Genomic DNA, 24,207 nt, shown 5'->3' on the forward strand with positions numbered 1-24,207 from the left:
TCCGGGCTAACCGCTTCAATCCAAACAACTTCAAATTCCCTTAGCGTGTATTAATGTAGAAATGCCCACGGAGCCCCTTCCGGGTCACAGCAACGGGTGTCGAGTTCGGAGCAGGCTGGAGCCGGACCGCCCGCGAAACGGGCGCCGAATACCTCTCGCTCAAGCTCGACGATCCGTCCTTCACGGCGCCCGTCTACGCCTCCCTCGTCCAGGGCGACAAGGGCGAGCACAAGCTCATCTGGTCTCGCTGACCAGAACCACGGCGCTCCGCTCAAAGCGGGGCGCTACCTTCAATCCCACCGGGATTATGCGGAGCAAAATCCCTTACAACCGCCGGGAATCCAGCCTTCAGCGACCGGCACTCCGCATAATCACCGTCTCAGCATAATCGACGTTTTGCGGTGCACCGCAAAACGTCGAGCTAGGTGCCGCGTGGCAGAAGACCTCCGAGCAGGGCCGCGACTACCTCTCGGTCAAGCTCGACGATCCGAGCTTCCCGGCTCCGATCTACGCAACGCTCGCCGAGGTCGAAGGCGAGGATGGCCTCCAGCTCATCTGGTCCCGCCCGAACCGTGACTGATTGACATCACGGGGCTCCGCCACCGGCGGAGCCTTCTCCTCTGCCGAGAAGTCAAAACCGGACCCGGCATCGAGCCAGGTCCGGCTTTCTTGGTGGCATACGGATAGCGGGGGAAGCTGCTCAGAATAAGCGATCGTACCAAGCAGGCATCGCGGCCCCAAGGATGAGCGGTTCCCCCAATTTGCTACACCCGCCCGAAGGGCAGCTTGCGCAAATCGGCTCCCCCACTCCCCGGCCCTGCCGGTCGCTGGCGCGATCCCTGACCCCGCCATCCCCTCTCGGACCCGTCGGTCATCTTTCACAAACGTCAAGGAGACGAAGATGACTTACGAACTCGAAATCCAGATTGAGGATAACGCGCCGAACTCAAGAACGCTTTTGACGCTGATGAGCGCCGAGAGATTGCGGCCGAACTCGAGCTGGCCGAGGCCGAGATGATCGTTGCCATGGCCGAACAGCACGGCCTTGTCGACGCCGAGCCGCCCTTCTGAGGGCGGCATATAACGACAGCCAGGCTGGCGGTTTGCGGTGTCGAAAGGAGTTGGACGCGCCATGGCGTTCTTGCCGAGCGAGGTCACCGATATCCGAAAAACTGTCGCCGCCAGATGCGGTCACCATATTCAGCATTTACATCAATGCTGTATTTGCTGTATTTTGTCGCCAACCGAACTATCTATCCAATTCACTGTGATTTTACTGCGAGGAGACGCTCAAATGACCAGCAGCACCGGTTCCTACACCACGAGTGACCTCTCGCGGAAGTCAGGCGACATTATAGCCGAGGCCTTGCGCCATCCAGTTACCATCACTCAGCGCAACAAACCGCGACTGGTGCTGCTGAACATCGAGGATTATGAACGGCTGATGCGCCAGTCCGATATGCGTGCTGCAGGCACGCTTGAGACCATGCCCGACGCATTACTCGCCGAGTTTGAGAGTGCTGTCGACGCTTACGCCGACAGCGATGAGACAAACCGATGAGTGGATATGACGAGATCCAGACAGCGACGGTCATCCGTTATCCCTATCTCTGGAGCCGTGAAGCCGGAAAGGGCGAAACAGAGGGACGCAAAGATCGACCGGTAGCCGTCGGCGTCCGGATCCCTCGAGCGGGTGGTGACCTCGTGCTGTTCTTTCCCATCACGACGAAGCAGCCGGAGCGAAGCCGGTTCGCGGCGGAGATACCAGCAATCGAAAAGCGCCGCGCCGGGCTTGATGTCGATTTGCGCCTTTGGATCATCCTCGATGAGTTCAACAGCGACATTGTCGGACGGTCGTTCTATCTCGAACCTGAACCGCCGATCGGTCGCTTCAGCAAGGCATTCTTCCTGCCACTCCTCAAGGAGTTCATCTCACGCCGCAAGTCTTTTGCCGAGGTCAGCCGATCCAGATAGTGCCGTCCGGCGACGCCACGAGCGTCACCAATTCTGGCCGGAATATCGTTTCACAACGTTGCAGATTTTTTGTGTAGGTAGGAGCGGCTTCCGCGTTCTTCACGGACTGCGGGACTGTATCCTCTTGCTCGCTTCTGAGAAATGAGTTCCAGAAAGAGCTCCACCGCCTCCTCTTCTCGCTCGAAGTGATGAACCTTCATCTGGCCTCTGGTTCCGATGCGTCCCCAGCGCCGCATAAGACATGCCTCTCCGAAGAGGGTCGGTTCGATCGACATGGCATAGAAGCGCGCCATATTCTTCTCAGCATCCGAGCGTTCGATATAGAGGTGATAGGGCTGGGCGATCATGGTGAGAGGATCGCGCAATCGGGCCCATGCGTCCAACGACAGTTGTGAATCGATGGTCGCGGAGCGATTCAGTTTTGTGAAGTATGGACAGAAGGAGCACCGGGCGGTCCGCCTTTGGCGTACGGCTCTATTCGCTGAAGCGAACGAAGCCCAACTGTGGTCTTCGCCGATCCCGGTAACGATCCTCTCGCGATAGCAGACCGCCATTGATCAGTATCCCAGGTAACCGAGAATCTCGGCGCCACGATAGTCGGCTTGCTCGTCTGGATGAGCGATGACATCACCGGTCGTGACGTGACATCCACCAAAGCGCTATCGCTTTCGCGAACGATGGCCTCAATATGATGGACGCGGCATTCTTCGATGGCCTCTTCTGCCGTGACCTGTGCCTCGCAGGCTTCCCAATATCTCATCGCCCGATCTCCGGATCTGGGTTCTCCCTCAGACCCTGATTTCCAATGGTCCACGTTTTCCCTGGAAGCGGTTATCGCCAACGCAGGACTTCATGTCGGCTCGCCGGAACCACATCGCGCGACCGCATCGAAGCGGCGCATTTCCCCCGGTGAACACAATCTGCTCATCGGCACGCATGCGCAGGACTTCGTGCGGCTGGATCAATGGTCGGCTGGCAAGTTGCTTTGATCGGGTTCGTGACGAACCCCTCGCCTGAAAACTCCGGCTGACCTGATCGATCTCGACTGTCGTTGTTCCACAACGCCGGGAGATATAGTCCGCGGTCTCCGGATCGTTGATCGCTGAGAAACTGATCCAGCTCGCGCTTTCGAACCACTTGCTGGTGGCGTCGAGTCCGCCATAGGTTTCGCGCATCTGACCGATCGACTGATAGATCATCAGAAGCGTGATCCCGTACTTGCGGCCGGCATCGCGTGCCGTCTCAAGGATCCTCATGAAACCCAGGCGAGCGACCTCGTCGAGAAGGAACAGAGCGCGTCCCGGCATCGCCCCGTCACGATTATAGAGGGCGTTCAGGAATGAGCCGATGATCACCCTTGCCAGACCACCATGGGTCTCCAGCGTTTTAAGATCCAGGGCGACGAACACGTCGGTCTTTCCCGATGCGATGTCATCGGTCGAAAAGGTCGAACCGGACACGAGACCGGCATAGTTCGGATAGCTCAGCCAATGGGTTTCTTTGATCGCATTGGCATAGACGCCGGAGAAGGTTTCGGGCGTCATGTTCACGAACGCTGCCACGTTCTCCTTTACGAAATCGGACTCGGAGTTGTCGTAGATTTCCTGCAGCCGCGCCCGCAGCTTCGGCTCCGGTTCCGAGAGGTTCATGCGCACTGTCCGCAGCGTTTGATCCTTTTTTTCCGTATGACCCGAGAGGCAGACATCGGCGATGATCGCCGTCAGCAGCTGCAAGCCGGATGCCCGAAAGAAATCGTCCCGTACGCCGCTGGCGCGGCCGCTCTCGCTCATGATCCACGAGGCGACCGCGGCGATATCCTCTTCTTTCGTCCCGCCATGCTGACCGATCCAGTCGAGGGCATTGAACCCGATATCCGGATCCTTCGGGTCAAGCACGATCACATCACGGCCGGCTTCGCTCCGGTGCGCCTTGACCATCGGCGCCACCTCATTGGATGGATCAAGTACGATTAACGTGCCGCCCCATTTCAGCGCCGTGGGAATCGTGACCGACGTTGTCTTGAAACCGCCGGAGCCGGCGAACACGATGCCATGTGACGATCCGAACGAACCGTCGAAGCAGAGCAGCGGTGACTTTCCCCCGGCGCCCCATGTCTCAGGCATATCGGTCCGAAACGAGAGTGCCGCCGTGCTGTCGCGATCGACACGATATCGCTCGCCGATGACGATGCCGCCGTCCTCTGCGAACAGCTTCCCTGCCTCCGGCAGTTTCATCCATTCCGCCTCGCCATGCAGCGCGCGTTTACCCCGGATACGTTTCGGCTCGGAACGCGAGAACGCGGCGTTGCCGATCACCGCAACGCGAAGCGCGAACATGCCCGAGAACAGAGCTGCCGCAGCTCCTGTCATCGTTGCCGGATCGATATAGGACAGGATCGACCTGGCCGCAGGCACCTGTCCGGCAAATTGCGAAAGCCGTATTCCTTCCCGAACGATGGCGAGGGCAATAACGGTGCCCGATCCGGCAGCTACGCCACACCCTGCGGTCTTGATGTTGACCGATCCCTGGGCACTGAGGAGAAAGATCAGCCCGATCGCAGCACTCGCCACATAGGGCAACGCTAGGCCGATTCGGCCGAGCGTCAATTTCGCCTCCGCCGTTTTTCCGAACGTCGCGAGCCACTGTTCGATCCCCGGCAACATCAGTGCGATGGCGATCATCGCCAGCGGCGGAACAACGGCGAGCAGGATCTTATTCGCTGTCATTGCCGAATGCCTCCGCGCCGATTGCGGTCAGACGGGATCGCTCCGCCTCATCGCCCTTGATTTTCTTTTGCGCTTCGATCAGCACACCCAACAGAAGCGCGCGTTTCTCATAGCGCAACCCGGCTTTGACGATCAGGCCGCCCAACTCGATCTTCTCGCGAGCGTCCTTCTTTCTGGCCTCTGCTGTGGTCAGCCGCTGCATCCGCTCAAGCCTCGCCAGCCTGGCTCGTAGCCGCGCCAGCGCTGAGCGACGTGGCCGACGATGTTCCGGTCGCTCCAGCGGCACCCTTTTCTTTTCCGTTCGATCCGGCTTTCGTTCCGCGAAACCGCTTTGCAACGTCCTCGAAAGCTGCCTGAAGGTCGGCGTCGTCGACTTCGATCTCTCCAAGTCCGGCCTTCAGCGCAATGCGGCCGATGCGTTCGGCGTCACGCGTTTCTGCCTGCTTCAGCTGTTCCTGCAAGCGGGCAAGTTCTTCGCGGATTTTCGACGTTGGCTTCTTCATCGGGATGCAATCTCCAGTGATATCCGTGGAATGATGGCAGAGAGTCCCCGATTTTTCCCCGGCAGGACAGGTACAAATTTGTACCTCGCCAAAGCGTCAGCATTTGGCGAATGATCCCGCCGCTCGACAAGAGCGGATCCAAGGGCGCAATTATACGTCGCTGACGCGACGTTCTGCTTTTGCCCCCTGGCGGGGCAACCTCTTGCGATCAACCAGTTGATTTCGTTCGCAAGAAGGAGCGATCCGCCCGTGGCCGTCCCGCATTTCTCAGTCAACATCGTCGCCCGTGGCTCTGGGCGCAGCGCCGTGCTGTCTGCGGCCTACCGGCACTGCGCCAGGATGGAGTATGAGCGGGAAGCACGCACAATCGACTACACCAGGAAGCAGGGTCTTCTGCACGAGGAGTTCGTGATCCCTGCCGATGCGCCAAACTGGCTGCGCGCCATGATCGCCGATCGATCGGTCTCGGGAGCCTCAGAAGCGTTCTGGAACAAGGTCGAGGTGTTCGAGAAGCGGGTCGACGCCCAGCTTGCCAAGGACGTCACCATCGCGCTGCCGATCGAGCTATCCTCCGAGCAGAACATCGCGATGATGCGAGACTTCGTTGCCGAGCATATCACGTCGAAGGGTATGGTCGCGGACTGGGTCTATCACGATGCACCCGGCAACCCGCATGTCCACCTGATGACGACATTGCGGCCTCTGAGCGGGGACGGGTTCGGTGCTAAGAAGGTTGCTGTTCTTGGACCAGACGGCCAGCCCATTCGCAATGACACTGGCAAAATCATCTATGAACTCTGGGCGGGTGGCACCGAGGGCTTCAATTCCTTTCGTGATGGATGGTTTGCTGTGCAGAACCGGCATCTGGTGCTTGCCGGGCTGGATATCCGCATCGATGGCCGATCCTTCGAAAAGCAGGGCATCGACCTGACACCGACCATTCATATCGGGGTCGGTGCCACCGCCATCGAGCGAAAATCGCAAACAGAAAACGGGCTGGCGACAGCCGGGTTACGGAAGCTCGAGCGGATCGAATTGCAGGAGGAGCGGCGCGCGGAGAATGTCCGGCGCATCCAGCGCAATCCCGGTATCGTGCTCGATCTCATCACTCGGGAGAAGAGCGTCTTCGACAACCAGGACGTGGCGAAGGTCCTCCATCGCTATGTCGACGATGCGGCTCTCTTCCAAAGCCTGATGGCGCGGATCATGCAGCATCTGGAAGTGCTGCGTCTCGACCGCGAGCGGATAGACTTTACCTCCGGTGTCAGGACGCCTGCCCGCTACACGACACGCGAGATGATCCGCCTTGAGGCTGAGATGGCAAACCGGTCCATATGGCTGTCCGGGCGCAGTTCCCATGGCGTCCGCGAGCCAGTGCTTAGGTCGACGTTTGACCGGCACACACGGCTGTCGGATGAGCAGAAAGCGGCGATCGAGCATGTCGAGGGGCCGGCACGCATTGCAGCCGTGATCGGGCGCGCCGGCGCCGGCAAGACAACAATGATGAAGGCGGCGCGCGAGGCTTGGGAAGCGGCCGGTTATCGTGTCGTTGGTGCCGCTCTGGCGGGTAAGGCGGCCGAAGGATTGGAAAAGGAAGCGGGTATTCTTTCCCGCACATTGTCGTCCTGGGAACTGCGCTGGGCCCAAGGTCGCGACCATCTCGATGACAAGACCGTTATGGTCCTCGACGAAGCCGGCATGGTCTCCTCCAAACAAATGGCGCAGCTTGTTGAAGAGGCAACGGTGCGCGGGGCAAAGCTCGTTCTCGTCGGTGATCCCGAACAGTTGCAGCCGATTGAGGCCGGTGCTGCGTTTCGGGCAATCACCGATCGTATCGGCTACGCCGAACTCGAAACCATCTATCGCCAGCGCGAGCAATGGATGCGCGACGCGTCGCTCGATCTCGCCCGCGGCAACATCGCCAAGGCTGTCGAGTCCTACAGCGCAAACGGTCGGATGATGGGATCGACCTTGAAGTCACAAGCTGTCGAAAACCTTATTTCCGATTGGAACCGCGAGTACGATCCGGCCCATTCCTCGCTGATCCTCGCACACCTTCGCCGCGACGTGCGGATGCTCAATACCCTGGCGCGCGCCAAGCTGGTCGAGCGCGGCCTTGTCGATGACGGTTACGCCTTCAAGACGGAAGACGGTATCCGTCATTTTGCCGCTGGCGACCAGATCGTCTTCCTCAAAAATGAAAGCTCGCTTGGCGTCAAGAACGGCATGCTGGCCAAGGTCGTGGAAGCCGCCCCGGGGCGTATCGTTGCCGAGATTGGCGAGGGCGAGCGCCGGCGGACGATCAGCGTAGAGCAGCGGTTCTACAACAACGTCGATCATGGTTACGCGACGACGATCCATAAGAGCCAGGGCGCGACCGTCGACAGGGTCAAAGTTCTGGCCTCGCTGTCCCTCGACCGGCACCTGACCTATGTGGCGATGACCCGTCATCGCGAGGATCTCGGCGTCTATTATGGCTCGCGGTCCTTCGCCAAGGGGGGTGGCCTTGCCGAGCTTCTATCGCGCAAGAACTCCAAGGAAACGACGCTCGATTACGAGAAGGGCGCCTTCTATCGCGCGGCCCTTCGCTTCGCCGACGCGCGGGGTCTGCATCTGGTCAATGTAGCGCGCACCCTCGTTCGCGACCGCCTCGACTGGACCGTTCGCCAGAAACAGAAGCTCGTCAATCTCACCGCCCGCCTGGCGACGATCGGCGCACAGCTCGGTCTCAAGCGCCCGAATCCCCATGTGACCCCGAAACCCTTCATGGAGGCAAAGCCAATGGTATTAGGCATCACGACGTTCCCGAAATCGATCGACCAGGCCGTTGAGGATCGTCTGACTGCCGATCCCGGTTTGAAGAAGCAATGGCAGGAGGTCACGACACGCTTTACCCAGGTCTTCGCCGAGCCGGAGACCGCGTTCAAGGCGGTCAATGTCGATGCCATGCTGAAAGATCCGGCAAGAGCGCAGACAACGCTTGCAAAGATCGCAGCTGAGCCGGAAAAGTTTGGAGCGCTCAAGGGCAAGACCGGCATCTTCGCCGGAGCGAACGAGAAGGCGGCGCGCGACACCGCACTTGTCAACGCGCCTGCCTTGGCGCGAAACCTCGAGCGATATGTGACGGCGCGGGCCGAGGCAGAGCGCAAGCATGAAGCGCAAGAGCGGGCGATCCGTCTCAAGGTCTCCGTCGACATCCCTGCCCTCTCTCCATCGGCCAGGCAGACGCTGGAGAGGATCCGCGATGCGATCGATCGCAACGATCTTCCTGCCGGCCTCGAATATACGCTGGCCGACAGAAACGTGAAAGCCGAGCTCGAAGGCTTCGCCAAGGCTGTGTCTGAGCGCTTCGGAGAACGCAGCCTGCTCCCGCTGTCGGCGAAAGATGCAAACGGCGAGACCTTCCACAAACTGACGGCCGGGATGAACCCCTCGCAGAAAAGCGAAGTTCAGTCGGCCTGGAACAGCATGCGCACTGTGCAGCAGCTCGCCGCGCACGAGCGCACCACGCTGGCATTGAAGCAGGCTGAAAAAGCGCGGCAAACCCAGACCAAGGGGCTCTCCCTCAAATGATTATGATGATGCGTGAAGGTTGGACGATGCCTCGTCAACGACGCCGCGCCTGCGTCACGATATCTGTGGCCGCCGGCATGTTTGGCGTCCTCTTTGCTGCCGGTTGGAGTGGTGGTCTGCGCATCAACACGACGCCGAGTGAGCCGCTCGGCCTGTGGCGCATCGTTCCGCTCACCCGCTCCGTCTTGCCCGGCGAAACAGTTTTCGTCTGCCCGCCTGACAATCCCGCTATGCGCGAGGCGCGACAGCGCGGATATCTCCGGCGGGGACTTTGCCCCGGTGGTTTCGGACCGTTGATAAAGACTGTCATCGCGGTGGCGCGACAGCGCGTGGACGTCAGCGATCACATCGCAGTTGATGGCGTGCCAATCCGCGGATCCCGCATCGCAGAGAAGGATGCACAGGGGCGATCTCTTCGGCACGATCAAAGCAGGATGGTGCGGCCCGGAGAGGTGTATTTGCATTCCGGCTTTATCGGCTCATGGGACTCCCGGTATTTCGGGCCGGTGCCTCAGTCCGGCGTACTCGGTCTAGCACAAGAGGTGTTGACCTATGCGCCGTGAGGTCATGATAATTGCCGTTCTCGTTTCGCTTGCCGTGGTGGTCGGGGCGGTTGGCTGGAGCGGGCAGGTGTCCCTGCTCCCTGCGGCAACCCTCTTCCCGCTTCTGTGGGCCCTTTCATCAACGCGGATCGCAGCGGCCGTCGTCGCGGCCGGCTATTTCCTGGCGGCGTCGCGAGGATTGCCGTCGGGCGTCGCACAGTTCTTTGCTGCGGATCTCTGGGTCGGCCTCAGCTTCTGGGTCGCGGCGGCATCCTCTTTCGTTGCTGTCCATGCGGTATTCTGGACAGCACGGTCGGGCTTGGTAAAAGCGGTGCGATATCTCCTCATCTTGGCTCTCACCGGTCTGCCTCCGCTCGGGATCACAGGCTGGGCGCATCCGTTGACGGCGGCGGGAATTCTGTTTCCGGGATGGGGATGGTGGGGGCTGCTCGCTTTGACAGCCGTCCTGATCGGTCTCGTAACCCGGATCGGGCCGGCTATCGCCATTGCTCTGTCAGGTCTATGGCTTTGGTCCGCCGCATCGGGGACAAATCAGATTCTACCGGTGGGGTGGCGTGGTGTCGACCTTGAAATGGGTGCGAGCCTTGGCCGCGACAGCTCACTACAACGTCAACGCAACCTGATCGCACTCGTTCAGGAGGTTGCGGGATCTGGCGCAGCCGTGGTGGTTCTGCCTGAAAGCGCGCTGGGCTTCTGGACGCCAACCCTTGAACGTCTCTGGCGGGAAGGATTGCAAGGGGTCAGTGTGACGGTAGTTGCCGGTGCGGCTGTGATTAATGCGAATGGCTACGACAATGTGATGGTGGCTATTGATGGGGGTGGCGGACGTGTCCTCTATCGCGAGCGCATGCCTGTGCCGGTTTCGATGTGGCGTCCATGGGAGCGATGGATAGGAGAGACTGGCGGCGCCCGCGCCAGTCTCTTCGCCAATCCCGTCGTCGAGGTCGCGGGCCGAAAGATCGCGCCTCTTATCTGCTACGAGCAGCTCGTACTGTGGCCCATTCTCCAGTCGATGCTACACCGACCCGACGCGATCGTTTTGATCGGCAATGGCTGGTGGACGACGGGTGGCAACATCGTCGCCATCCAGCGCGCGAGCGCCAAAGCCTGGTCCGCCCTGTTTGGCGTCCCCCTTGAGATTTCCTTCAATACCTGAACTTTGGAGCCTTCGTCATGGATGCTGCCTTTATCGCGGAATGCGCCGATCCCTCCCTGAAACCCGCCATCGTCGAGCAGTTCGTAGCCGCTGTCGGTCCTGGCGATCCGCTGGCCGTCACGGTGAAAGCCGGTGGACGGCTCATCCTCGTACCAAAACCGAAGACGCCCGACGAGGCTATGGAGATCATACGCCAGTATGTCGGGCAAGCCGTCGTGCGTGTGGGCCTTACACAGTTCCCGGCGGGTGTCGGCGTGAAGGACGCGTCCGAGCTGAAACCAGATCTGATTGAGCCTTGCGAAAATCTTCGCATGGGGACGAGGATGTTTTCCAAGATCATGCGCATCGTTGCTAAATGGTATGGCAACCCAACGAGCAAAGAGGTGCTTCCACAGATCTTCGAAGATGCCGTTTACGCTTGGAACACTGGCCAGTTCGAGGGGCAAAGCGTGTTTCAGGCGGAGGATCCAGGTGGAACGATCGTCGATCGGAAGGAAGTTTCTCCGGATGCCGCAGACAAACCTGCTGATGCCACCGCCTCCCAGAGCGAAGTGGAGCCCTCAAACGAAGGAGAGGTTGGGACTGCGGGAATTCGGGTCGATTTGTCCCGGATCGGTGGGCAGAAGTAGTGCTGTATCCGACTTCGACGACAGGTAAAATATCAGGGATCAGGTTCGACAATTGCGACATTGAGGTCGTTGAGTATATCAGCCAGACCCGGCGCGCGGATCAGCTTCGTCGTGCGGACCGCCTTCAGTTTTCCAATAGCTCGATCGAACACTGCAAGGTTGGTGTGGCCGTTGAGCCGAGACGGGTAGATGATGCCGTCCACCTGGCTGTCGTGTTCATTGAAGGCGACCGCCCACTTCCGTGCGAGGGATTGCTTTGAGCCCTTCGCGACATCCGTCGGCACACCCATCTTGATCGGCCCGTCGTCTCGAAGATCGACCATCATCAGCGGATTGATGACCTCGATCTCTGCGAAATTGCGGTCGTACAATTCGGATTCAGCTATCGGCAGGTCGCCGAGGACCCCATCGCGTTGATCGCGCAAGACGGCTTCGAGAAAGCACACCTTCACCGTATCGCCCAAATAGAGCACCCCGAACCGGTTAGCGAATTTGCGCCGGCGTGGATCGCTGAAACGGCTCGGCGTTTTACCGAAGCCCAGTGGATCAGGGTAGGTGCCCAGATAGATGCGACCGAACCGAAGTCCGGCTGCGACCGTATGCAGGTGAAGGCTTGCATTTGCAAAGCCGGGAGGCGGCAGAGTACGTGCCATTCAGCGGAAATCTCGACCAATGCTCTCGACGACCTCGAGCGCTTGCTCGGTCCGTCCCCGCTCCAATGCCTCGCGACCTGTCAGTCCGTCCAGCTCTCCGTGGGGCTGGACCAGGAACCGGTAAACCGCCCAGGCTCCGCCCAGTCGCTCGTGGAGCGTTGCAAGCGCTGCAAACGGCTTGCCATCGGCATCGATCTGCCAATCCGGGAAGCGAAAGCCGCGTTTCGCGCCATCCAGCCCCAATACCAGTCCGGTCTGGCGCTTTGAATTCACCGTTACCCTTGTCGTGCCAAGCAACTTGGCGAATTCGTCGGCATTCAGCATGTCAGTGCCGCTGAGCACCTCAGCAGCCTTTATGCGTCCCCGCGCCCGTGCGGCCACCAACGCCTGCTCCAATTCCGGATCCAGCGCATCGTTTTCCTCTACGACAGGCACCGTTGTCATTTCCACCGCCTCAACGGGAGTGACAACCATCTCACCTTCGGAATCGACATCGACACGGAAGCTGACCGGGTGGCCAGCAGAACGGCTTTTTGCGATCGCCTGACCGTATTCCTGGAGGAGCGCCTTGACGCGATTTGGATTGCCGGTCAGGGCTTTTGATGCATTGTCAGGGATCTTGATCTTGAAGGCGGCTCTCCCCTTCGCCAGCGGGGCGGCGCCTGTGGTCAGGAAAAAAGCCATGGATTCAGCGCCCGGTTTTTCGCGCCCGCTTGCACCGTCACGTATGCTGGTTTTGGACTTCAGAGATGCCATCACTCACCCTCCGTTCGGAGAGCTATATATGGCAAGGTTGGTTAAGTTCGTCAAGTTGGTAAAGCCGTAGTGCTCCTGATCCTCTGTGTCCTGATTGCGGCTACGTGGACGACTGCGGAGTGATCGACGGCAATCATGGTTGATGCAGGTCGTCGAGGATTTCTTTCGGGGACGATGTATCAAGCAGCGGTAGGGCAGAAACCTTTTCTCCGATCGCTGTCATCTGTTCGACGGTCATGCGATGTCTCACAGGCAGGTCGCCGAAAACCCCGAGGGCCTGAGCTTCACGTTCGAGGGCAGCGCGTATGATATCGTCCGGTCTGCGCCCGACACGGGCCGCAATTTCGCGGGCAAGCTGTTCGGTGTCGTGGGTAAGCTGCAACATGGGTTCGCTCTAAATGGGTCCTTCCATGTAAAGCATTTCGCGAAACAATGACAGATTTCTGCTCAGGCCATGAAACCTAGATCGCTTGGCCAATTGTGAGCTGACACGTTTTCCGCGAGTAAGCAAAATCCGTGGTTTGCAATTCCGAGAAAACGATTTAGAAAACCATTCCGTGATGGTCAACTTATGCGATTGAATATGCTTCATTCTTTACCAGGTCACTGTTCGCGCGCGTCGCGGTCCCTTTGACTGCCGACGCATTTCGTCACCGCGCAACGGGTGCGATTTACAGGGAGAGTATGGATGACAAACTGGGTCGAGAAACTGCTGGATATCACTGTGATCGGAAACGATCAGTCCATGGTGAAGGGTGCACTGGCCAATCTTGCTGATCGGTTCGATTTTGTGGGCTATGCCTTCGTCAACATTCGTCCGGGGCAGACCTATGCGGTCTCCAACTACGATATCGACTGGCAGAGAATCTATGACACGCTGGACTACCGGTTCATCGATCCGGTCATGCGGCAGGCCCAGCTGATAAGGCGCGCTTTCGCCTGGTCCGGCGAAGCCGACAAGAGCTCGCTGTCAAAAGAGCAGAAAAACTTCTTTTCGAAAGCCGCTGATTTCAACATTCGCTCGGGCGTTTCCATCCCGGTCGCCACTGCCAACGGTGCGATGTCCATGCTGACATTTGCATCGGCGAAGTCTTCTCTTGCCAGTGATATGGAGATTGATGCCATTATGGCTGCATCAGCGGTCGCTCAACTTCATGCCCGTCTTGAGCACTTGCGGGTCACGCCCTCCATCGAGGAAAAGATCGTCCTGACGCCGAAGCAGGTGAACTACATTCGCTGGCTGTCGCTTGGCAAAACCGTCGAGGTGATCGCTGAACTGGAGCAGGCAAAGTATGCTGGCGTCCGCTCTGCGATTGACGATGTCAGAACGCGCTACAATCTGGCCAATCATGCGCAGTTGGTGGCTTTGGCTATCCGACGCGGCCTGATTTAGGCTGATGTGGCGTTGTCAGGCCTTGGGCGTATAGCCTAGAATGTGCAGCAGGGTGGTCAGCACCGACATTTGCGCGTGCATCCTGATGGTTGCCTCGAGATAGGCAATATGGGTATCGCCAACAAGCTCCTTACCGGCTTTAACGTCAGCCGGCAGTTCATTGAACAGATTTTCTGCCCGCTCCAACAGTTCGCGATGTTCGCGGATTGCATCGATCGTGAGACGTTCGACGAGCGGTGACGGAAGCCCATGCAAGAGGCCTACCAGCGGCTTCAGATCGACTGCCTCTCCATTCAATCGGTCGTCGGCGTCCATGTTCAACTCCCAAAACAGGAATGCGCGGTGCGCCCCCGCATAGTTCCTGACCCCTGGCGATCGGGGAGTTAGTAACCGAGCATGCGTCGGCCCATGGACCTTTAGTTCCGAGGAACCTGGACATACGTCCACGGCTCCCCGACCATAGGTCGAGGAATTCGGCGCCCTAACGGCGGACGCCAAACCGGCATGCGTCGGGTTACTAAGCCCGGAGGCAGCGCGTACTACCTCACCAGCGCTTATAGCGACCTAACCCAGTCCGTGCCACCGCAGATTTGCTGACGTGCGAGGTCGGCTCGCGGCCAGCGATTGAAGAAGGAGACTGCGTCGTTGTCGCTTTGGTGTCCAAAATGAAACGCGGGGATCGTTCAGTAGTCGAACTATATCAACCTCCGCGTCGCTACGCCTCTCCACGTCGAGAGGTTGCGTTTGAACCATGAAAGCAATCAGGCTACAGCACAATCCGTTGAAGTTCCGCATCACTGCCGAACTCGTTTGGCTGATCATTCGATCTCTGCGGTGGATTGTCAGTCCGCAGTGCTGGAAACTTATATTGACAGGATCTCTCGCCGATTTTTCCGACGTCAAGGAGCGCCTTGCAAAGACGGGCTCGGTGACCGAAGCGCTCCATTTGATACAATCCGCTTACCGCGTCGACTTCATAACCTACCATCTCGCTTCGACGGTGGTTGGTGATTTTGACGCCCCGTTCGTGCGGACAACCTACCCGGATGCGTGGGTATCCACCTATCTGTTGAAGGGCTATGTCACCATCGATCCTGTCGCGCGCGAGGGCTTTCTGCGCCAGGTGCCATTCGATTGGCGAGAACTCGAAGTCGCGCCCGAGATGCTGATGTTTCTGGAAGACGCAATACGCCATGGGATCGGCCGCTTTGGTTTTTCCATCCCGATATCGGATAAAGCAGGTCGACGGGCCATCCTCTCTTTGAATTCGAACGCCTCCGCCGAAGACTGGGAGGATCTGGTCGATGCTCATCGGAGTGAATGGGTCGATCTCGCGGATCTCGTCCACCAGATGGCAGTGTTCGAGCTACATGGCGCGAGCGATCCGATCCCGGTCTTGAGTCCGCGGGAACGTGAGTGCCTCTACTGGAGCGCGCTCGGCAAGGATTACAAGGATATCGCGCTTATTCTCGGCCTTTCCCATCACACGACCCGCAGCTACATCAAATCGGCCAGGACGAAACTTGGTTGCGCCACCATCTCGGCGGCGGCCACTCTTGCCCTTAAGCTACGTGTGATCGCGATATGAGCCGATCGCCCGGATACCTCTGAGCAATACCCGCATATGGGCTTGAGCATATGCGGGAATATCTGGCTTCCCCGTGAGGCGGCATCTTCCAGCCAAGATCAACAGCTGGAGATAAACCTTGTTCATTCTGGTTCAGGCGCATCAGTACACCCGTTATAAGCCTCTCATGGATCAGGCATTTCGCCTTCGCAAACGCGTCTTTCACGATCAACTCGGTTGGGCCGTGACAATCGACGATGATTGCGAGCATGACGAGTACGATGCTCTACGGCCGGCTTACCTGATGTGGTGCAATGATCGCGCGGATCGCCTTTATGGAACGCTGCGGCTGATGCCCACCACCGGCCCGACGCTTCTTTACGACGTCTTTCGCGACACGTTTGCGGGTGCCAGCCTGATCGCACCCGGTATCTATGAGGGGACACGAATGTGCCTCGATGAGGAAACACTCTCCGAGGACTTTCCGAGCCTGGAAACGGGCAAGGCTTTCGGCATGCTGTTGCTGGCATTGTGCGAATGCGGATTGTCGCACGGTATCGAGACGCTGGTCTCGAACTACGAGCCGCAGCTGGCGCGCGTCTATCGTCGGGCGGGGCTCGCGGTTGAAGAGGTTGGCCGCGCAGACGGCTATGGTCGCTCTCCGGTTTGCTGCGGTGTTTTCGAAGTTTCAGAGGAAGTTCGCACGCGCATGCAGCAGGCGCTTGGTGTCGCGACACCCCTTTATGCAGGATATCGGCCGCGCAAAATTGCGGACAGCGAGACCGTGCGCGTATCGGCCTGATCCAGGAGTTGTCCAAAGGGCGGTTGCGACAACGTGTGCCTCAACCGCCATAATTGCCGGGAAAGACAATATCTTGGTCTACGAGAACGTTGAACTTGTAGCCCGGCCGGATTTGGATGGTGGGCTGAACATTCAAGTTCTTGGAAATCGTCTGCTCCGCGACGCGGCCGAAGGTCTCGGCAAAGTTTCTACGCGCCGCGTCTGAAGCCGTATCCTGTGTGGCGAGGGTCGAACTCTCCGGAACCGCCATATCGATGCCGGTACCTATAAGTGCAACAAGCGCCGCCGACCCAAAGGTTCGAAAATAGTGATTGTTGACCTTGTCCGAGAAGCCGCCATAGCCCTGCGAGTCCGTTCCAGCCATGCCGCCGATCTGCAGTGTCGAGCCGTTCGGGAAGATGACATCCGTCCAGACCACCAGAACGCGGCTTTGGCCAAACGAGACCTTGCTGTCATAGCGTCCGAGTAACTTGGTACCCTGCGGAATGAGAAGAAAATGTCCTGTGGCGCTGTCGTAGATGTGCTGGCTCACCTGCGCTGTAATCCGGCCCGGCAAATCGGACATGATGCCGGTAATCATGGTCGCGGGGATGACGGAGCCGCGCTTCAGTTCATAGCGTGACTGCTGAGGTACAACCTGGTTCGGCAGGTAGCCGAGATCCTTGATGTCGGCGTTGAAGAAATCTTCTTTCGCAATCTGCCCATTTGGATCAACATTCTGCCCCACCAAACCTGATTTCATGGCCGCGGCATAGAGATCGGAGGCACCGTTATTGGTGGCCGGCTGCCGGTCTGTTGTTCTGGTGTTGTTGGAGATATTTCCCAGCTCCGAGATTTTGACCTTCAGCGGCGAGTCAAACGCAGTGGCACGGGCCTGAAGGCTGGCCATCCGCTGTCGTTGCTGTTCACGAAGGACTTGCTCGCGCTGCTCGCGTCGAAGTCGGGCCAACCATTCTTCTTCCGAATCCATTTGCGGTCGGCGCTCTTCCCGTGCCTGCTGCTTTATCTGCTCCTCTTCAATCGGCTTGGCATCTACAATTGTTTGGGTTGCGGGTGTGGGCTGGAATACAGGCTGCTCTTCACGATCCCCGATGATGCCGTCTTTCACCCCGCGCTTCATCTGATCAGCGAAGGTCGAGGCCGGGACGTTCGAGCCTGCTTCATCCGGAATTCTGTCGCCGAACCCCAGTCCCCGGGATGATATGCCGTAGACAAGGACACAGGCGACGACGACTGCGATACCGATGCCAAAGAACACCGGCAGGCGATTAAGCCGTTTCATGCCCTTTTCCTGCGAGGCGCTGCTCGGATTGCCGAGCTGGAGCGACTGGACCATATCTGTCTCTCCTCAGTTTCGCTTCATCAATGAAAGCGGGCTTGCCGGCGTGGCGCCACCTGATGACACCGAATAGGCTCGCCCAAGCTCGAGTGTCTCGCTGGAAAGTCTTGCCAGCACCTGTCCGTCAACGTCGATCAACGAATATGCCAGCTCGATCGGCTTGGCGGTGTCTTTCAATGAGCGCGCCTTGTCATCCGTCACGACAGTGAAACCCCACCCCTTCAACGCGGCCTCGAGCGCGGTCGCGAAATCCGATGTGTCGTTGTGAAGCCTGATCGGCGTGGCGGTTGACCCTGCCTGCTCGGCGTAACGTCCAGCCATGTCGCCGGCGATAGCGCTTGCCACGGGGCCTGTTACAGTCGAAGGCGCGGCGCTCGTCGTGATCGCGTCTGTTCCGGTCTGGCAACCAGAGAGAAGAACGCCAGCAACAAATAGAAGAAGGCAAAGGCGCATCGATCAGCCTCCCCGCCGGATGGTGATTTTCTGCTGACGCCAGCCGACGCCCGAAACAAGGACAGCCTTGTCGATGTTGTAATCGACAATCATCATGTCGTTTTTCATCCGGTAGTTTACGATCCGGTTTTGCCCGCCAGAGACCACGAAGAGGACCGGCGCATCCTGACCGGAGAGCGTTCGCGGAAACTGTATGTAGGTCTTCTGCCCATCCGAATAGACGCGCTTCGGCTTCCAGGGCGCGCTGCCGCTCAGCGAATAGGCGAAGGCAAGTTGCTCTGGCGGTACGCCGCCGTCGGAATTGGTCATCGTCTGAATTCGAGCGTTGATGTCGGACAATCTCGTCGCGGCCTCTTCCGGATACTCGAAACCAACGCGGGCCATGTACTGGCTTGGATGCGATTTGAGCTGAATGTGATACGTGCGCCTCGACGTCGTCACGACCATCGATGTGACCAGCCCGGCCTCAGACGGTTTGACGATCAGGTGAATTGCCTGTCCGCCCGCAGCACCGGATGTGGCCGGCTCGACCTTCCAGCGTACCGTGTCGCCGACAAGAACGTCGCGGACAATCTCCCCACCCTGAAGCTCGATGTCGCAGACCTGTAAAGGTGAGCAGACGACAGAAGGCTGCGTCTCACCGAACAGGAAGATGACTTTTCCGTCGGCGCCCGTTGTAACCAGTCCCCGCTGCCCACGCCATTTGTTGGAGAGGGTGGTTCCTTTCGCCTCATTCGTCGTCAGGCTCTGGGCAAAGCCCGATGTCGTCGCCATGGACCAAAATGCAAGCGCCGTCATGCAGCATAGCGCTGTCCTGTTTATCCTTGTATTCATTGAAGTCCCCTGCCCTTACAGTTGCGCGGTCCAGTCGAAGTCCTTGACATAGAGGCCGATGGGATTGAGACGGATCGTCGCCTCGTCCTGGGGTGGGGTGATCGCCACCGTGGCTATGCCGCGAAATCGGCGTGTCGCGATTTCCTTGCCCTTGCGATCACGCTCATATTCGGTCCAGTCGATCTGATAGGTCTGGTTCGACAGCGCGACGATGTTGTTCACCTCGATGGCGACGGTCGCATTCACGGCCCTCTCGAACGGCGAGTTGCCCCGGAACCAGGCATTGATCTTCTGGGTCGATGGATCGCTTGTCCTGAGAAGCGCATATGTCCGGTCGATGTATTGCTTCTGGACGACGGCGTCGGGCGTAATGGAGCGGAAGCTCGTGACAAAGCCTCCGAGCGTGGCACGGATGACGCGTGCATCGGCATATTCGATCTGCTGCGGAAACCCGGCGGAGACGGTGTTTCCGAGCTTGTCGACCTCGACGATGTACGGCACGAGTTTGACTTGCGTGCTGAGATACAGCGAATAGCCAAAACCGATCACCGCCATACCCAGGCTTAAGATTCCGACCGTCCGCCATGCCGAAGCCGCCTTGACGTAAGAGCCGTATCGTTCCGACCATTCCTGCCTCGCGGCAAGGTACGGGTTCTCCGGGGCGCGTTGCGCTGCCATATTGTTATCCCTGTCTTGAAATTACGGTTTGTCTTGTCGTTCCGGCGGTTGACCGGGCGAGGCTCCCTTGCCACGAGCCTGGTCGAGCTTCGCGTTCGCCAGGCCAAGGATGGAGCCGGCATAGGCACCGGGCGACCCGATCGCCTTCTCCTTGGCTGCGGATCCTGCGGCCTGCCCGGCCGAGCCAAGGCCTGCACCCACTCCGCGAATAGCCGCTCCTCCAAAGGATGATCCGGCAGCCCGCGCTGCTTGCCCTGCAGCAAATCCTGCTCCAGCCGCACCTGCGGCCAGGAAGGCTCCGCCGGTCGCGAACGACGCCGCCTGCCCACCGTGCTGAATGGCTTCCATCCCGCCGGAAACAGACGCCCCCTGAACGACGCCCTGCATAATGTTTGGAACATACATCGCGATGATAAACACAACGACCGAGATGCCGGCGATCGCAAGTGTCGTGATGAACTGGTCGGTCTCGGCGGTAGGGGCCTGAGCAAGTCCCAAGAGGACATTGGAGCCGATCTTTGCGATCATGACCAACGCCATGAGCTTCATGCCAACGCCGAAAGCATAAACGAGATATCGGACAGCAAAGTCCTTTGTGAACGAGGATCCACCAAGGCCGAGCATAATCATTCCCGCGAGTAGGCCGACATACATCTCGACCATCACAGCCACGAAAATCGCCGCCACCAGCGAAAAGCAGATCACAACAATACCCATGGCGAGAACGGCTGCGATCGCAAGGGCATTATCCTCGAAGACACCGAACTTAGCCTGTTCCGACATCTGCGAAGCGACACGGATACCCGCATCGAAAACCTCCGCGGGCGAAGCTGACCCACTGCCGGCCCCAATCTGATAGAGACTATCGACAACAGCTTTGGCAAACGTCGGTCCCTGGGTCAAAACAAAGGCAAAAAAGCCGATGAACATGATCCTCCGCACAAGCTCTGCGAACCAGCTGTCGAGGGATGCCGACTGAATGGCGAGCCACACCGCGGCAATCCCCACCTCTATTCCGGCGAGGATCCAGAACAGAGACCTTGCCGCATCCATGATCGTTGTTTCCCAGCCCTTGGCAGCGGAAGAAACCTGATTTTCAAGTTCCGTGAGGACTTGGCCCTGCTGTGCAAACGCTGGGCCGGCCAGCATAAGGCATGCAAGTCCTGTTGCGAAAAGCATCAACTCGATCCGTGCCCTCACCATCTTGGACGCATTTCCTGGCCCTTTTCGATCGGGGGTAGGTCCTTTTTCACACCGAAAAACTTCTCACCCATTTTGGATGCTGACCGCTCGTCGGATTTCATGATGAACACCGTTGCTGCGGATACGGATGCAACTGCTACCAAAAGCGCGATAGCGATGATAACCGCGCGGCTCACCAGCGTGGCTCCATCTTCTGACCTTCGGGGACGCCACTGGTGTCGGCGTTGAAGAACTTTTCCCGTCGGGCCTGTGCCAGATCCTTGTCGGTTTGCTCGCTTTGCAGCCACGTCCCCATCATCGTCATCTGCTGGGATACGAGACCACGCAGCTTCTGCATTTGCGCAACCTGCTGCGCCGCAATTTCGTGGCCGACCTGGAGAGCTTTCATTTGGCCATCGGCAGATTCCGACATGTTTCTGAGGGAGCCCATCGTATCCTCCTCGCTGTCGAACTGGTCAGCCGTCAGGCTCGCAGCCTTGAGCGTGCTGGCGATGGTGTCGCGGTTGGTGTCTGACCAACGGGCATAGTTCGAGGATAGGTCCGTCCCGTTGGCGGCGGCAGTCTGAAGATCAGCATAGGATTGAAAGCGCTGCTTCAGCACATCATCTGCGCTCCCCATCGAGAAAGAGATGCTCTGTCCTTGGTCGACGATATCCCGCAGCCGGTTGAGGTCGTTTTCGACTTGGCCCCAGATGTGATCGGGCAGCTGCGCGGTATTTTGCAGCATGTTTTCGTAGATGTTCAGCTGGTTTTGGATCTGCTCGGCCAACTGGCTGATCTGTGTCAGCTGATTGTCGACTTGCAGGCCGGAGCTTTTAAGGAGGTCGACGAGCTGTGCATTGTTGGCAAGCTGTGTCCACTCGGTTGCAGCGCCCGTCGCTGAGCCGGCAAATGCTGGTGCCGAAGCGCAGACTGCAAAAGCTGCCACGACAGCCGTCGCGGATTTGCTTCTGAGCGATAGGATATGGTCAAGCATAGCGATTGATCCCTCTTTCAATGAGCCATTGGGTCGGCCAGTCTTTGCCGTAGGTTGAGAGAAGTTCCCGGATGCGGGCGAGGTCGGCTTTGCCAGAAGCGCCGACGAAGGACAGCGTGAGTGGCCCGAGCCCCATATCAAAGAGCCGTCGTCCATCAGGCGACGTCACGTAATATTCACGCTTTGGAATGGCGGTTGCGACGATTTCAATCTGGCGAGGATTGAAGCCGATACGCTCATAAAATTCTCGTGTCCCGGATTCCCGAGCCGCCCCGTTTGGTAAGCATATCTTGGTTGGGCAGGATTCCTTCAGGACATCGATGATGCCCGAACGCTCTGCGTCCGAAATTGACTGGGTGGCGAGAACGACAGCGCAGTTCGCCTTTCGCAGCACCTTCAGCCACTCGCGGATCTTGTGGCGAAAGACAGGATGGCCGAGCATCAGCCACGCCTCATCGAGAATGATGAGACTTGGTGCCCCCGTGAGCCGTTTTTCGATCCGGCGAAACAGATAGGTTAGCACGGGTACGAGATTTCGCTCGCCCATATTCATCAGTTGCTCGATCTCGAAGCACTGGAACAGACCGAGGGTTAGCGAATCCCGTTCAGCGTCGAGAAGCTGGCCCATGGGACCGTCAACAGTATAGTGGTGCAACGCGTCCTTGATCTCCCGCATCTGCACGCCGCTCACAAAATCCGACAGCGACCGGCCTGGCGCCCCCGCCATCAAGCCGATCTGCCGAGATATGGCGTTTCGGTGGTCCGGGGTGACCGTGACACCCTGCAGGGAGACGAGTGTTTCGATCCATTCGGAGGCCCAGGCGCGGTCGGTATCGGTCGAGAGGTCGGAGAGAGGGCAAAAGGCAAGCCTAGCCCCCTCCCCTGCCTCGCCGCCGATTTCGTAGTGATTGCCATCCACGGCCAGCGTCAGAGGAAGGATGGAGTTGCCTTTGTCGAAGGCGAAAACCTGCGCACCCTCATACCGGCGAAATTGCGCTGCGATGAGCGCGAGAAGCGTTGACTTGCCGGAACCGGTTGGTCCGAAAATCAGCGTATGCCCGACATCATCCACGTGAAGGTTCAGTCGGAAGGGTGACGATCCGGAAGCCACCTGCGTCAGTGGCGGCGCGTCGGGTGGATAGAATGGGCAGGGCGCAAGTAGACTGCCCGACCAGACGGAATTGAGGGGGATCAGGTCTGCGAGATTGCGGGTGTTTATCAGAGGTTCCCGGATGTTGCAGTACCAGTTGCCTGGCAAGCTCCCGAGGAATGCGTCCGTCGCATTCAACGTCTCGATCCGCGCGCCAAATCCTTCAGCCTGGATCAACCTTCGAACGGACTCGGCTTTATCGGCAAGATTCTCTCTGCTTTCGTCGAATAGAATGATCACCGGCGTGTAGTAGCCATAGGCGACCAGCTGCGAAGATGCCTCGGCGATCGCGTCTTCAGTCTCCGCGACCATGGCCATTGCGTCCTGGTCAACGGATCGGCTGTGCGTCTGGAAAAGTTGGTCGAAAAACGGCCGCACTTTTTGCTGCCATTTCTTGCGCGTGCGCTCCAACCGCTGTTTGGCTTCCTCAGCGTCCAGAAAGATGAAGCGCGACGACCAGCGATAAGTGAGCGGCAGGAGATCGAGGCTGTTGAGGATGCCTGGCCAGCTCTCGGCCGGCAAACCGTCGATCGCTATCACGCTGAGGAACCGGTTTTCGATCTTCGGGGTAAGGCCGTGCTCTAGCTCCGCGGTGGCCAGCCAATCCAAATACATTGGAATTTCAGGTAGACGGACTGGGTGGTTTTCACCGGTGATGCAGAATCTGATGAACTGGAACAGCTCATCATAACGGGCAATGCGGGTGCCACCGCGTTCCGGCACCTCACGCGTCCGCATACGCTCAATGGAGATGACGTTGCCGAGGTACTGCTCGATCTCTCGGGTGGAGCGCCTGAAACTGTCGAGCACTGTATCGGCATAGGTAGCCGTCCGGCTCTCGGTGTCCGAGTAGATGTACCGCGTGACGCCAGAGCGCCGGCGCTCAGGAGGGCGATGTGTCAGGACGAGCGCATGCCGGCTCTCGAAATGCCCGCGCTCTTGTTCGAAGTGCTTGCGCCGCTCATCATCGATCATGCGAGTGACAGCATCGGGGAAATGACTGCGTTCCGCAGAAGGATAGTCAGTCGTCGGGATGCGCACGGCCTCGACCTGGATCATCCAGCCGGAACCTAGCCGTGAAAGGATCGTATTGATTTGACGGGACAGCTCGTTGCGCTCGAAATCCGTGGCGCTCTCGGAGTCAGGGCCGGCAAAATACCATCCCGCCATGAGACTTCCGTCCTTGAGAAGAATGATCCCGTTATCGACCAGTCCGGCATAGGGCACGAGATCGGCGAATGACGGTGCGGACGGACGAAGGGAACGCAAAGCGACCATC

26 protein-coding genes and 2 pseudogenes are annotated in these 24,207 nt (G+C 58.8%); 11 read left to right on the plus strand and 17 right to left on the minus strand.

The genetic code is table 11. From position 1 onward, the window contains the following. Window positions 1-68: 68 nt before the first annotated feature. Together AKG12_RS29815 and AKG12_RS29820 are read left to right on the plus strand one after the other, a co-directional pair. Window positions 69-251: pseudogene (locus AKG12_RS29815) on the plus strand (DUF736 domain-containing protein); the annotation flags it as partial. Window positions 252-412: 161 nt separating this feature from the next. Continuing rightward, a pseudogene (locus AKG12_RS29820) lies at window positions 413-580 on the plus strand (DUF736 domain-containing protein); the annotation flags it as partial. A 326-nt stretch (window positions 581-906) separates the two neighbouring features. On the opposite strand, the gene AKG12_RS30455 reads toward AKG12_RS29820, so the two are convergent. Next, entirely contained in the window at window positions 907-1,134 is a 228-nt protein-coding gene (locus tag AKG12_RS30455) for a hypothetical protein (RefSeq protein ID WP_052821128.1), read from the minus strand. A 160-nt stretch (window positions 1,135-1,294) separates the two neighbouring features. Between AKG12_RS30455 and AKG12_RS26465 the strand changes: the two genes are divergently transcribed. Together AKG12_RS26465 and AKG12_RS26470 are read left to right on the plus strand one after the other, a co-directional pair. Then, window positions 1,295-1,561, plus strand: coding sequence for a type II toxin-antitoxin system prevent-host-death family antitoxin (locus AKG12_RS26465; protein WP_024897924.1), 267 nt, complete (start codon window positions 1,295-1,297; stop codon window positions 1,559-1,561). Next, window positions 1,558-1,974 carry a hypothetical protein gene (locus AKG12_RS26470; protein WP_024897925.1) on the plus strand — a complete coding sequence of 139 codons (417 nt, stop codon included), beginning with the start codon at window positions 1,558-1,560 and terminating at the stop codon, window positions 1,972-1,974. The genes AKG12_RS26465 and AKG12_RS26470 overlap by 4 nt, the downstream gene beginning before the upstream one ends. A gap of 50 nt (window positions 1,975-2,024) precedes the next feature. On the opposite strand, the gene AKG12_RS31145 is transcribed toward AKG12_RS26470, so the two are convergent. The 4 genes from AKG12_RS31145 to traC all read right to left on the minus strand — a co-directional run bounded on the left by AKG12_RS31145 (window position 2,025) and on the right by traC (window position 5,203). Beyond that, entirely contained in the window at window positions 2,025-2,528 is a 504-nt protein-coding gene (locus AKG12_RS31145; RefSeq protein WP_245282236.1) for a WGR domain-containing protein, read from the minus strand. A gap of 234 nt (window positions 2,529-2,762) precedes the next feature. Then, a complete protein-coding gene (gene traG, locus AKG12_RS26480) occupies window positions 2,763-4,700 on the minus strand; it encodes a Ti-type conjugative transfer system protein TraG (RefSeq protein ID WP_046797657.1) in 1,938 nt (645 codons plus the stop codon). Further along, window positions 4,687-4,902, minus strand: coding sequence for a type IV conjugative transfer system coupling protein TraD (gene traD / locus AKG12_RS26485; protein WP_046797658.1), 216 nt, complete (start codon window positions 4,900-4,902; stop codon window positions 4,687-4,689). The genes traG and traD overlap by 14 nt, the downstream gene beginning before the upstream one ends. Window positions 4,903-4,906: 4 nt before the next feature. Next, window positions 4,907-5,203 (minus strand): conjugal transfer protein TraC, encoded by a 297-nt coding sequence (gene traC, locus AKG12_RS26490; protein WP_046797659.1) that lies wholly within the window; start codon window positions 5,201-5,203, stop codon window positions 4,907-4,909. Window positions 5,204-5,452: 249 nt separating this feature from the next. On the opposite strand from traC, the gene traA reads away from it, so the two are divergent. Genes traA through AKG12_RS26510 form a run of 4 tightly spaced genes read left to right on the plus strand, consistent with a single transcriptional unit; the run spans window position 5,453 to window position 11,124 of the window. Then, window positions 5,453-8,776, plus strand: a complete 3,324-nt coding sequence (traA, locus tag AKG12_RS26495; protein WP_046797660.1) for a Ti-type conjugative transfer relaxase TraA — start codon at window positions 5,453-5,455, stop codon at window positions 8,774-8,776. Between the two features lie 26 nt (window positions 8,777-8,802). After that, window positions 8,803-9,339 carry a conjugative transfer signal peptidase TraF gene (traF, locus tag AKG12_RS26500; RefSeq protein WP_285278018.1) on the plus strand — a complete coding sequence of 179 codons (537 nt, stop codon included), beginning with the start codon at window positions 8,803-8,805 and terminating at the stop codon, window positions 9,337-9,339. Then, window positions 9,329-10,495 carry a conjugal transfer protein TraB gene (locus AKG12_RS26505; protein ID WP_046797661.1) on the plus strand — a complete coding sequence of 389 codons (1,167 nt, stop codon included), beginning with the start codon at window positions 9,329-9,331 and terminating at the stop codon, window positions 10,493-10,495. The genes traF and AKG12_RS26505 overlap by 11 nt, the downstream gene beginning before the upstream one ends. Before the next feature lie 17 nt (window positions 10,496-10,512). Beyond that, a complete protein-coding gene (locus tag AKG12_RS26510) occupies window positions 10,513-11,124 on the plus strand; it encodes a TraH family protein (RefSeq protein ID WP_046797662.1) in 612 nt (203 codons plus the stop codon). 32 nt (window positions 11,125-11,156) lie between these two features. On the opposite strand, the gene AKG12_RS26515 is transcribed toward AKG12_RS26510, so the two are convergent. From AKG12_RS26515 to AKG12_RS26525, 3 genes are all read right to left on the minus strand, one after another. Then, window positions 11,157-11,777, minus strand: a complete 621-nt coding sequence (locus tag AKG12_RS26515; protein WP_046797663.1) for an RES family NAD+ phosphorylase — start codon at window positions 11,775-11,777, stop codon at window positions 11,157-11,159. After that, on the minus strand, window positions 11,778-12,533 hold the full coding sequence (locus AKG12_RS26520) for a hypothetical protein (RefSeq protein ID WP_035227102.1): 756 nt from the start codon (window positions 12,531-12,533) through the stop codon (window positions 11,778-11,780). It abuts the gene before it with no gap. A gap of 133 nt (window positions 12,534-12,666) precedes the next feature. Further along, window positions 12,667-12,918 (minus strand): type II toxin-antitoxin system VapB family antitoxin, encoded by a 252-nt coding sequence (locus tag AKG12_RS26525; RefSeq protein WP_035227100.1) that lies wholly within the window; start codon window positions 12,916-12,918, stop codon window positions 12,667-12,669. A 303-nt stretch (window positions 12,919-13,221) separates the two neighbouring features. Here AKG12_RS26525 and traR point away from each other — a divergent pair, with 303 nt between their 5' ends. Further along, the gene (gene traR / locus AKG12_RS26530; RefSeq protein WP_046797664.1) at window positions 13,222-13,926 is read left to right on the plus strand and encodes an autoinducer-binding transcriptional regulator TraR; all 705 of its coding nucleotides are present in this window, start codon (window positions 13,222-13,224) and stop codon (window positions 13,924-13,926) included. Between the two features lie 15 nt (window positions 13,927-13,941). On the opposite strand, the gene AKG12_RS26535 is transcribed toward traR, so the two are convergent. Then, window positions 13,942-14,241, minus strand: coding sequence for a transcriptional repressor TraM (locus AKG12_RS26535; RefSeq protein ID WP_024897939.1), 300 nt, complete (start codon window positions 14,239-14,241; stop codon window positions 13,942-13,944). A gap of 550 nt (window positions 14,242-14,791) precedes the next feature. On the opposite strand from AKG12_RS26535, the gene AKG12_RS26540 reads away from it, so the two are divergent. After that, window positions 14,792-15,514: a helix-turn-helix transcriptional regulator gene (locus tag AKG12_RS26540; protein ID WP_024897940.1), complete on the plus strand. Its 723-nt coding sequence runs from the start codon at window positions 14,792-14,794 to the stop codon at window positions 15,512-15,514. 118 nt (window positions 15,515-15,632) lie between these two features. Further along, window positions 15,633-16,295, plus strand: a complete 663-nt coding sequence (locus AKG12_RS26545; protein WP_046797665.1) for an acyl-homoserine-lactone synthase — start codon at window positions 15,633-15,635, stop codon at window positions 16,293-16,295. Window positions 16,296-16,335: 40 nt separating this feature from the next. On the opposite strand, the gene trbI is transcribed toward AKG12_RS26545, so the two are convergent. The 8 genes from trbI to AKG12_RS26585 are packed head-to-tail and all read right to left on the minus strand — an operon-like array spanning window position 16,336 to window position 24,206. After that, on the minus strand, window positions 16,336-17,631 hold the full coding sequence (gene trbI / locus AKG12_RS26550) for an IncP-type conjugal transfer protein TrbI (RefSeq protein WP_046797666.1): 1,296 nt from the start codon (window positions 17,629-17,631) through the stop codon (window positions 16,336-16,338). Window positions 17,632-17,643: 12 nt separating this feature from the next. Beyond that, on the minus strand, window positions 17,644-18,087 hold the full coding sequence (trbH, locus tag AKG12_RS26555) for a conjugal transfer protein TrbH (protein ID WP_046797667.1): 444 nt from the start codon (window positions 18,085-18,087) through the stop codon (window positions 17,644-17,646). A gap of 3 nt (window positions 18,088-18,090) precedes the next feature. Further along, window positions 18,091-18,921 (minus strand): P-type conjugative transfer protein TrbG, encoded by an 831-nt coding sequence (trbG, locus tag AKG12_RS26560; RefSeq protein WP_046797668.1) that lies wholly within the window; start codon window positions 18,919-18,921, stop codon window positions 18,091-18,093. Window positions 18,922-18,936: 15 nt separating this feature from the next. Beyond that, entirely contained in the window at window positions 18,937-19,599 is a 663-nt protein-coding gene (locus AKG12_RS26565; RefSeq protein WP_046797669.1) for a conjugal transfer protein TrbF, read from the minus strand. 21 nt (window positions 19,600-19,620) lie between these two features. Beyond that, window positions 19,621-20,778, minus strand: coding sequence for a P-type conjugative transfer protein TrbL (gene trbL / locus AKG12_RS26570; protein ID WP_285278019.1), 1,158 nt, complete (start codon window positions 20,776-20,778; stop codon window positions 19,621-19,623). Window positions 20,779-20,795: 17 nt separating this feature from the next. Then, entirely contained in the window at window positions 20,796-20,978 is a 183-nt protein-coding gene (gene trbK, locus AKG12_RS26575; protein ID WP_046797671.1) for an entry exclusion protein TrbK, read from the minus strand. Then, window positions 20,975-21,778: a P-type conjugative transfer protein TrbJ gene (gene trbJ / locus AKG12_RS26580; RefSeq protein WP_082179059.1), complete on the minus strand. Its 804-nt coding sequence runs from the start codon at window positions 21,776-21,778 to the stop codon at window positions 20,975-20,977. Before trbJ ends, trbK begins: the two co-directional genes overlap by 4 nt. Beyond that, window positions 21,771-24,206: a conjugal transfer protein TrbE gene (locus AKG12_RS26585; protein WP_046797687.1), complete on the minus strand. Its 2,436-nt coding sequence runs from the start codon at window positions 24,204-24,206 to the stop codon at window positions 21,771-21,773. Before AKG12_RS26585 ends, trbJ begins: the two co-directional genes overlap by 8 nt. Between the last annotated feature and the right edge of the window lies 1 nt (window position 24,207).

It is taken from the genome of Agrobacterium sp. SUL3, assembly GCF_001263295.1.
Classification (GTDB): Bacteria; Pseudomonadota; Alphaproteobacteria; order Rhizobiales; family Rhizobiaceae; genus Agrobacterium; species Agrobacterium tomkonis.

What these genes read in the sequence shown, in the direction of transcription:
- AKG12_RS26525 (WP_035227100.1), bottom strand. Translation starts at nt 12,918, where the DNA reads ATGTTGCAGCTTACCCACGACACCGAACAGCTTGCCCGCGAAATTGCG.
- traF (WP_285278018.1), top strand. Translation starts at nt 8,803, where the DNA reads ATGCCTCGTCAACGACGCCGCGCCTGCGTCACGATATCTGTGGCCGCC.
- AKG12_RS26565 (WP_046797669.1), bottom strand. Translation starts at nt 19,599, where the DNA reads ATGGCAGCGCAACGCGCCCCGGAGAACCCGTACCTTGCCGCGAGGCAG.
- AKG12_RS26585 (WP_046797687.1), bottom strand. Translation starts at nt 24,206, where the DNA reads ATGGTCGCTTTGCGTTCCCTTCGTCCGTCCGCACCGTCATTCGCCGAT.
- trbH (WP_046797667.1), bottom strand. Translation starts at nt 18,087, where the DNA reads ATGCGCCTTTGCCTTCTTCTATTTGTTGCTGGCGTTCTTCTCTCTGGT.
- AKG12_RS26520 (WP_035227102.1), bottom strand. Translation starts at nt 12,533, where the DNA reads ATGGCATCTCTGAAGTCCAAAACCAGCATACGTGACGGTGCAAGCGGG.
- AKG12_RS31145 (WP_245282236.1), bottom strand. Translation starts at nt 2,528, where the DNA reads ATGGCGGTCTGCTATCGCGAGAGGATCGTTACCGGGATCGGCGAAGAC.
- traR (WP_046797664.1), top strand. Translation starts at nt 13,222, where the DNA reads ATGACAAACTGGGTCGAGAAACTGCTGGATATCACTGTGATCGGAAAC.
- trbJ (WP_082179059.1), bottom strand. Translation starts at nt 21,778, where the DNA reads ATGCTTGACCATATCCTATCGCTCAGAAGCAAATCCGCGACGGCTGTC.
- AKG12_RS26535 (WP_024897939.1), bottom strand. Translation starts at nt 14,241, where the DNA reads ATGGACGCCGACGACCGATTGAATGGAGAGGCAGTCGATCTGAAGCCG.
- AKG12_RS26505 (WP_046797661.1), top strand. Translation starts at nt 9,329, where the DNA reads ATGCGCCGTGAGGTCATGATAATTGCCGTTCTCGTTTCGCTTGCCGTG.
- AKG12_RS26510 (WP_046797662.1), top strand. Translation starts at nt 10,513, where the DNA reads ATGGATGCTGCCTTTATCGCGGAATGCGCCGATCCCTCCCTGAAACCC.
- traD (WP_046797658.1), bottom strand. Translation starts at nt 4,902, where the DNA reads ATGCAGCGGCTGACCACAGCAGAGGCCAGAAAGAAGGACGCTCGCGAG.
- AKG12_RS26470 (WP_024897925.1), top strand. Translation starts at nt 1,558, where the DNA reads ATGAGTGGATATGACGAGATCCAGACAGCGACGGTCATCCGTTATCCC.
- AKG12_RS26465 (WP_024897924.1), top strand. Translation starts at nt 1,295, where the DNA reads ATGACCAGCAGCACCGGTTCCTACACCACGAGTGACCTCTCGCGGAAG.
- AKG12_RS26515 (WP_046797663.1), bottom strand. Translation starts at nt 11,777, where the DNA reads ATGGCACGTACTCTGCCGCCTCCCGGCTTTGCAAATGCAAGCCTTCAC.
- trbG (WP_046797668.1), bottom strand. Translation starts at nt 18,921, where the DNA reads ATGAATACAAGGATAAACAGGACAGCGCTATGCTGCATGACGGCGCTT.
- AKG12_RS30455 (WP_052821128.1), bottom strand. Translation starts at nt 1,134, where the DNA reads ATGGCGCGTCCAACTCCTTTCGACACCGCAAACCGCCAGCCTGGCTGT.
- traC (WP_046797659.1), bottom strand. Translation starts at nt 5,203, where the DNA reads ATGAAGAAGCCAACGTCGAAAATCCGCGAAGAACTTGCCCGCTTGCAG.
- trbL (WP_285278019.1), bottom strand. Translation starts at nt 20,778, where the DNA reads ATGCTTTTCGCAACAGGACTTGCATGCCTTATGCTGGCCGGCCCAGCG.
- trbI (WP_046797666.1), bottom strand. Translation starts at nt 17,631, where the DNA reads ATGGTCCAGTCGCTCCAGCTCGGCAATCCGAGCAGCGCCTCGCAGGAA.
- traG (WP_046797657.1), bottom strand. Translation starts at nt 4,700, where the DNA reads ATGACAGCGAATAAGATCCTGCTCGCCGTTGTTCCGCCGCTGGCGATG.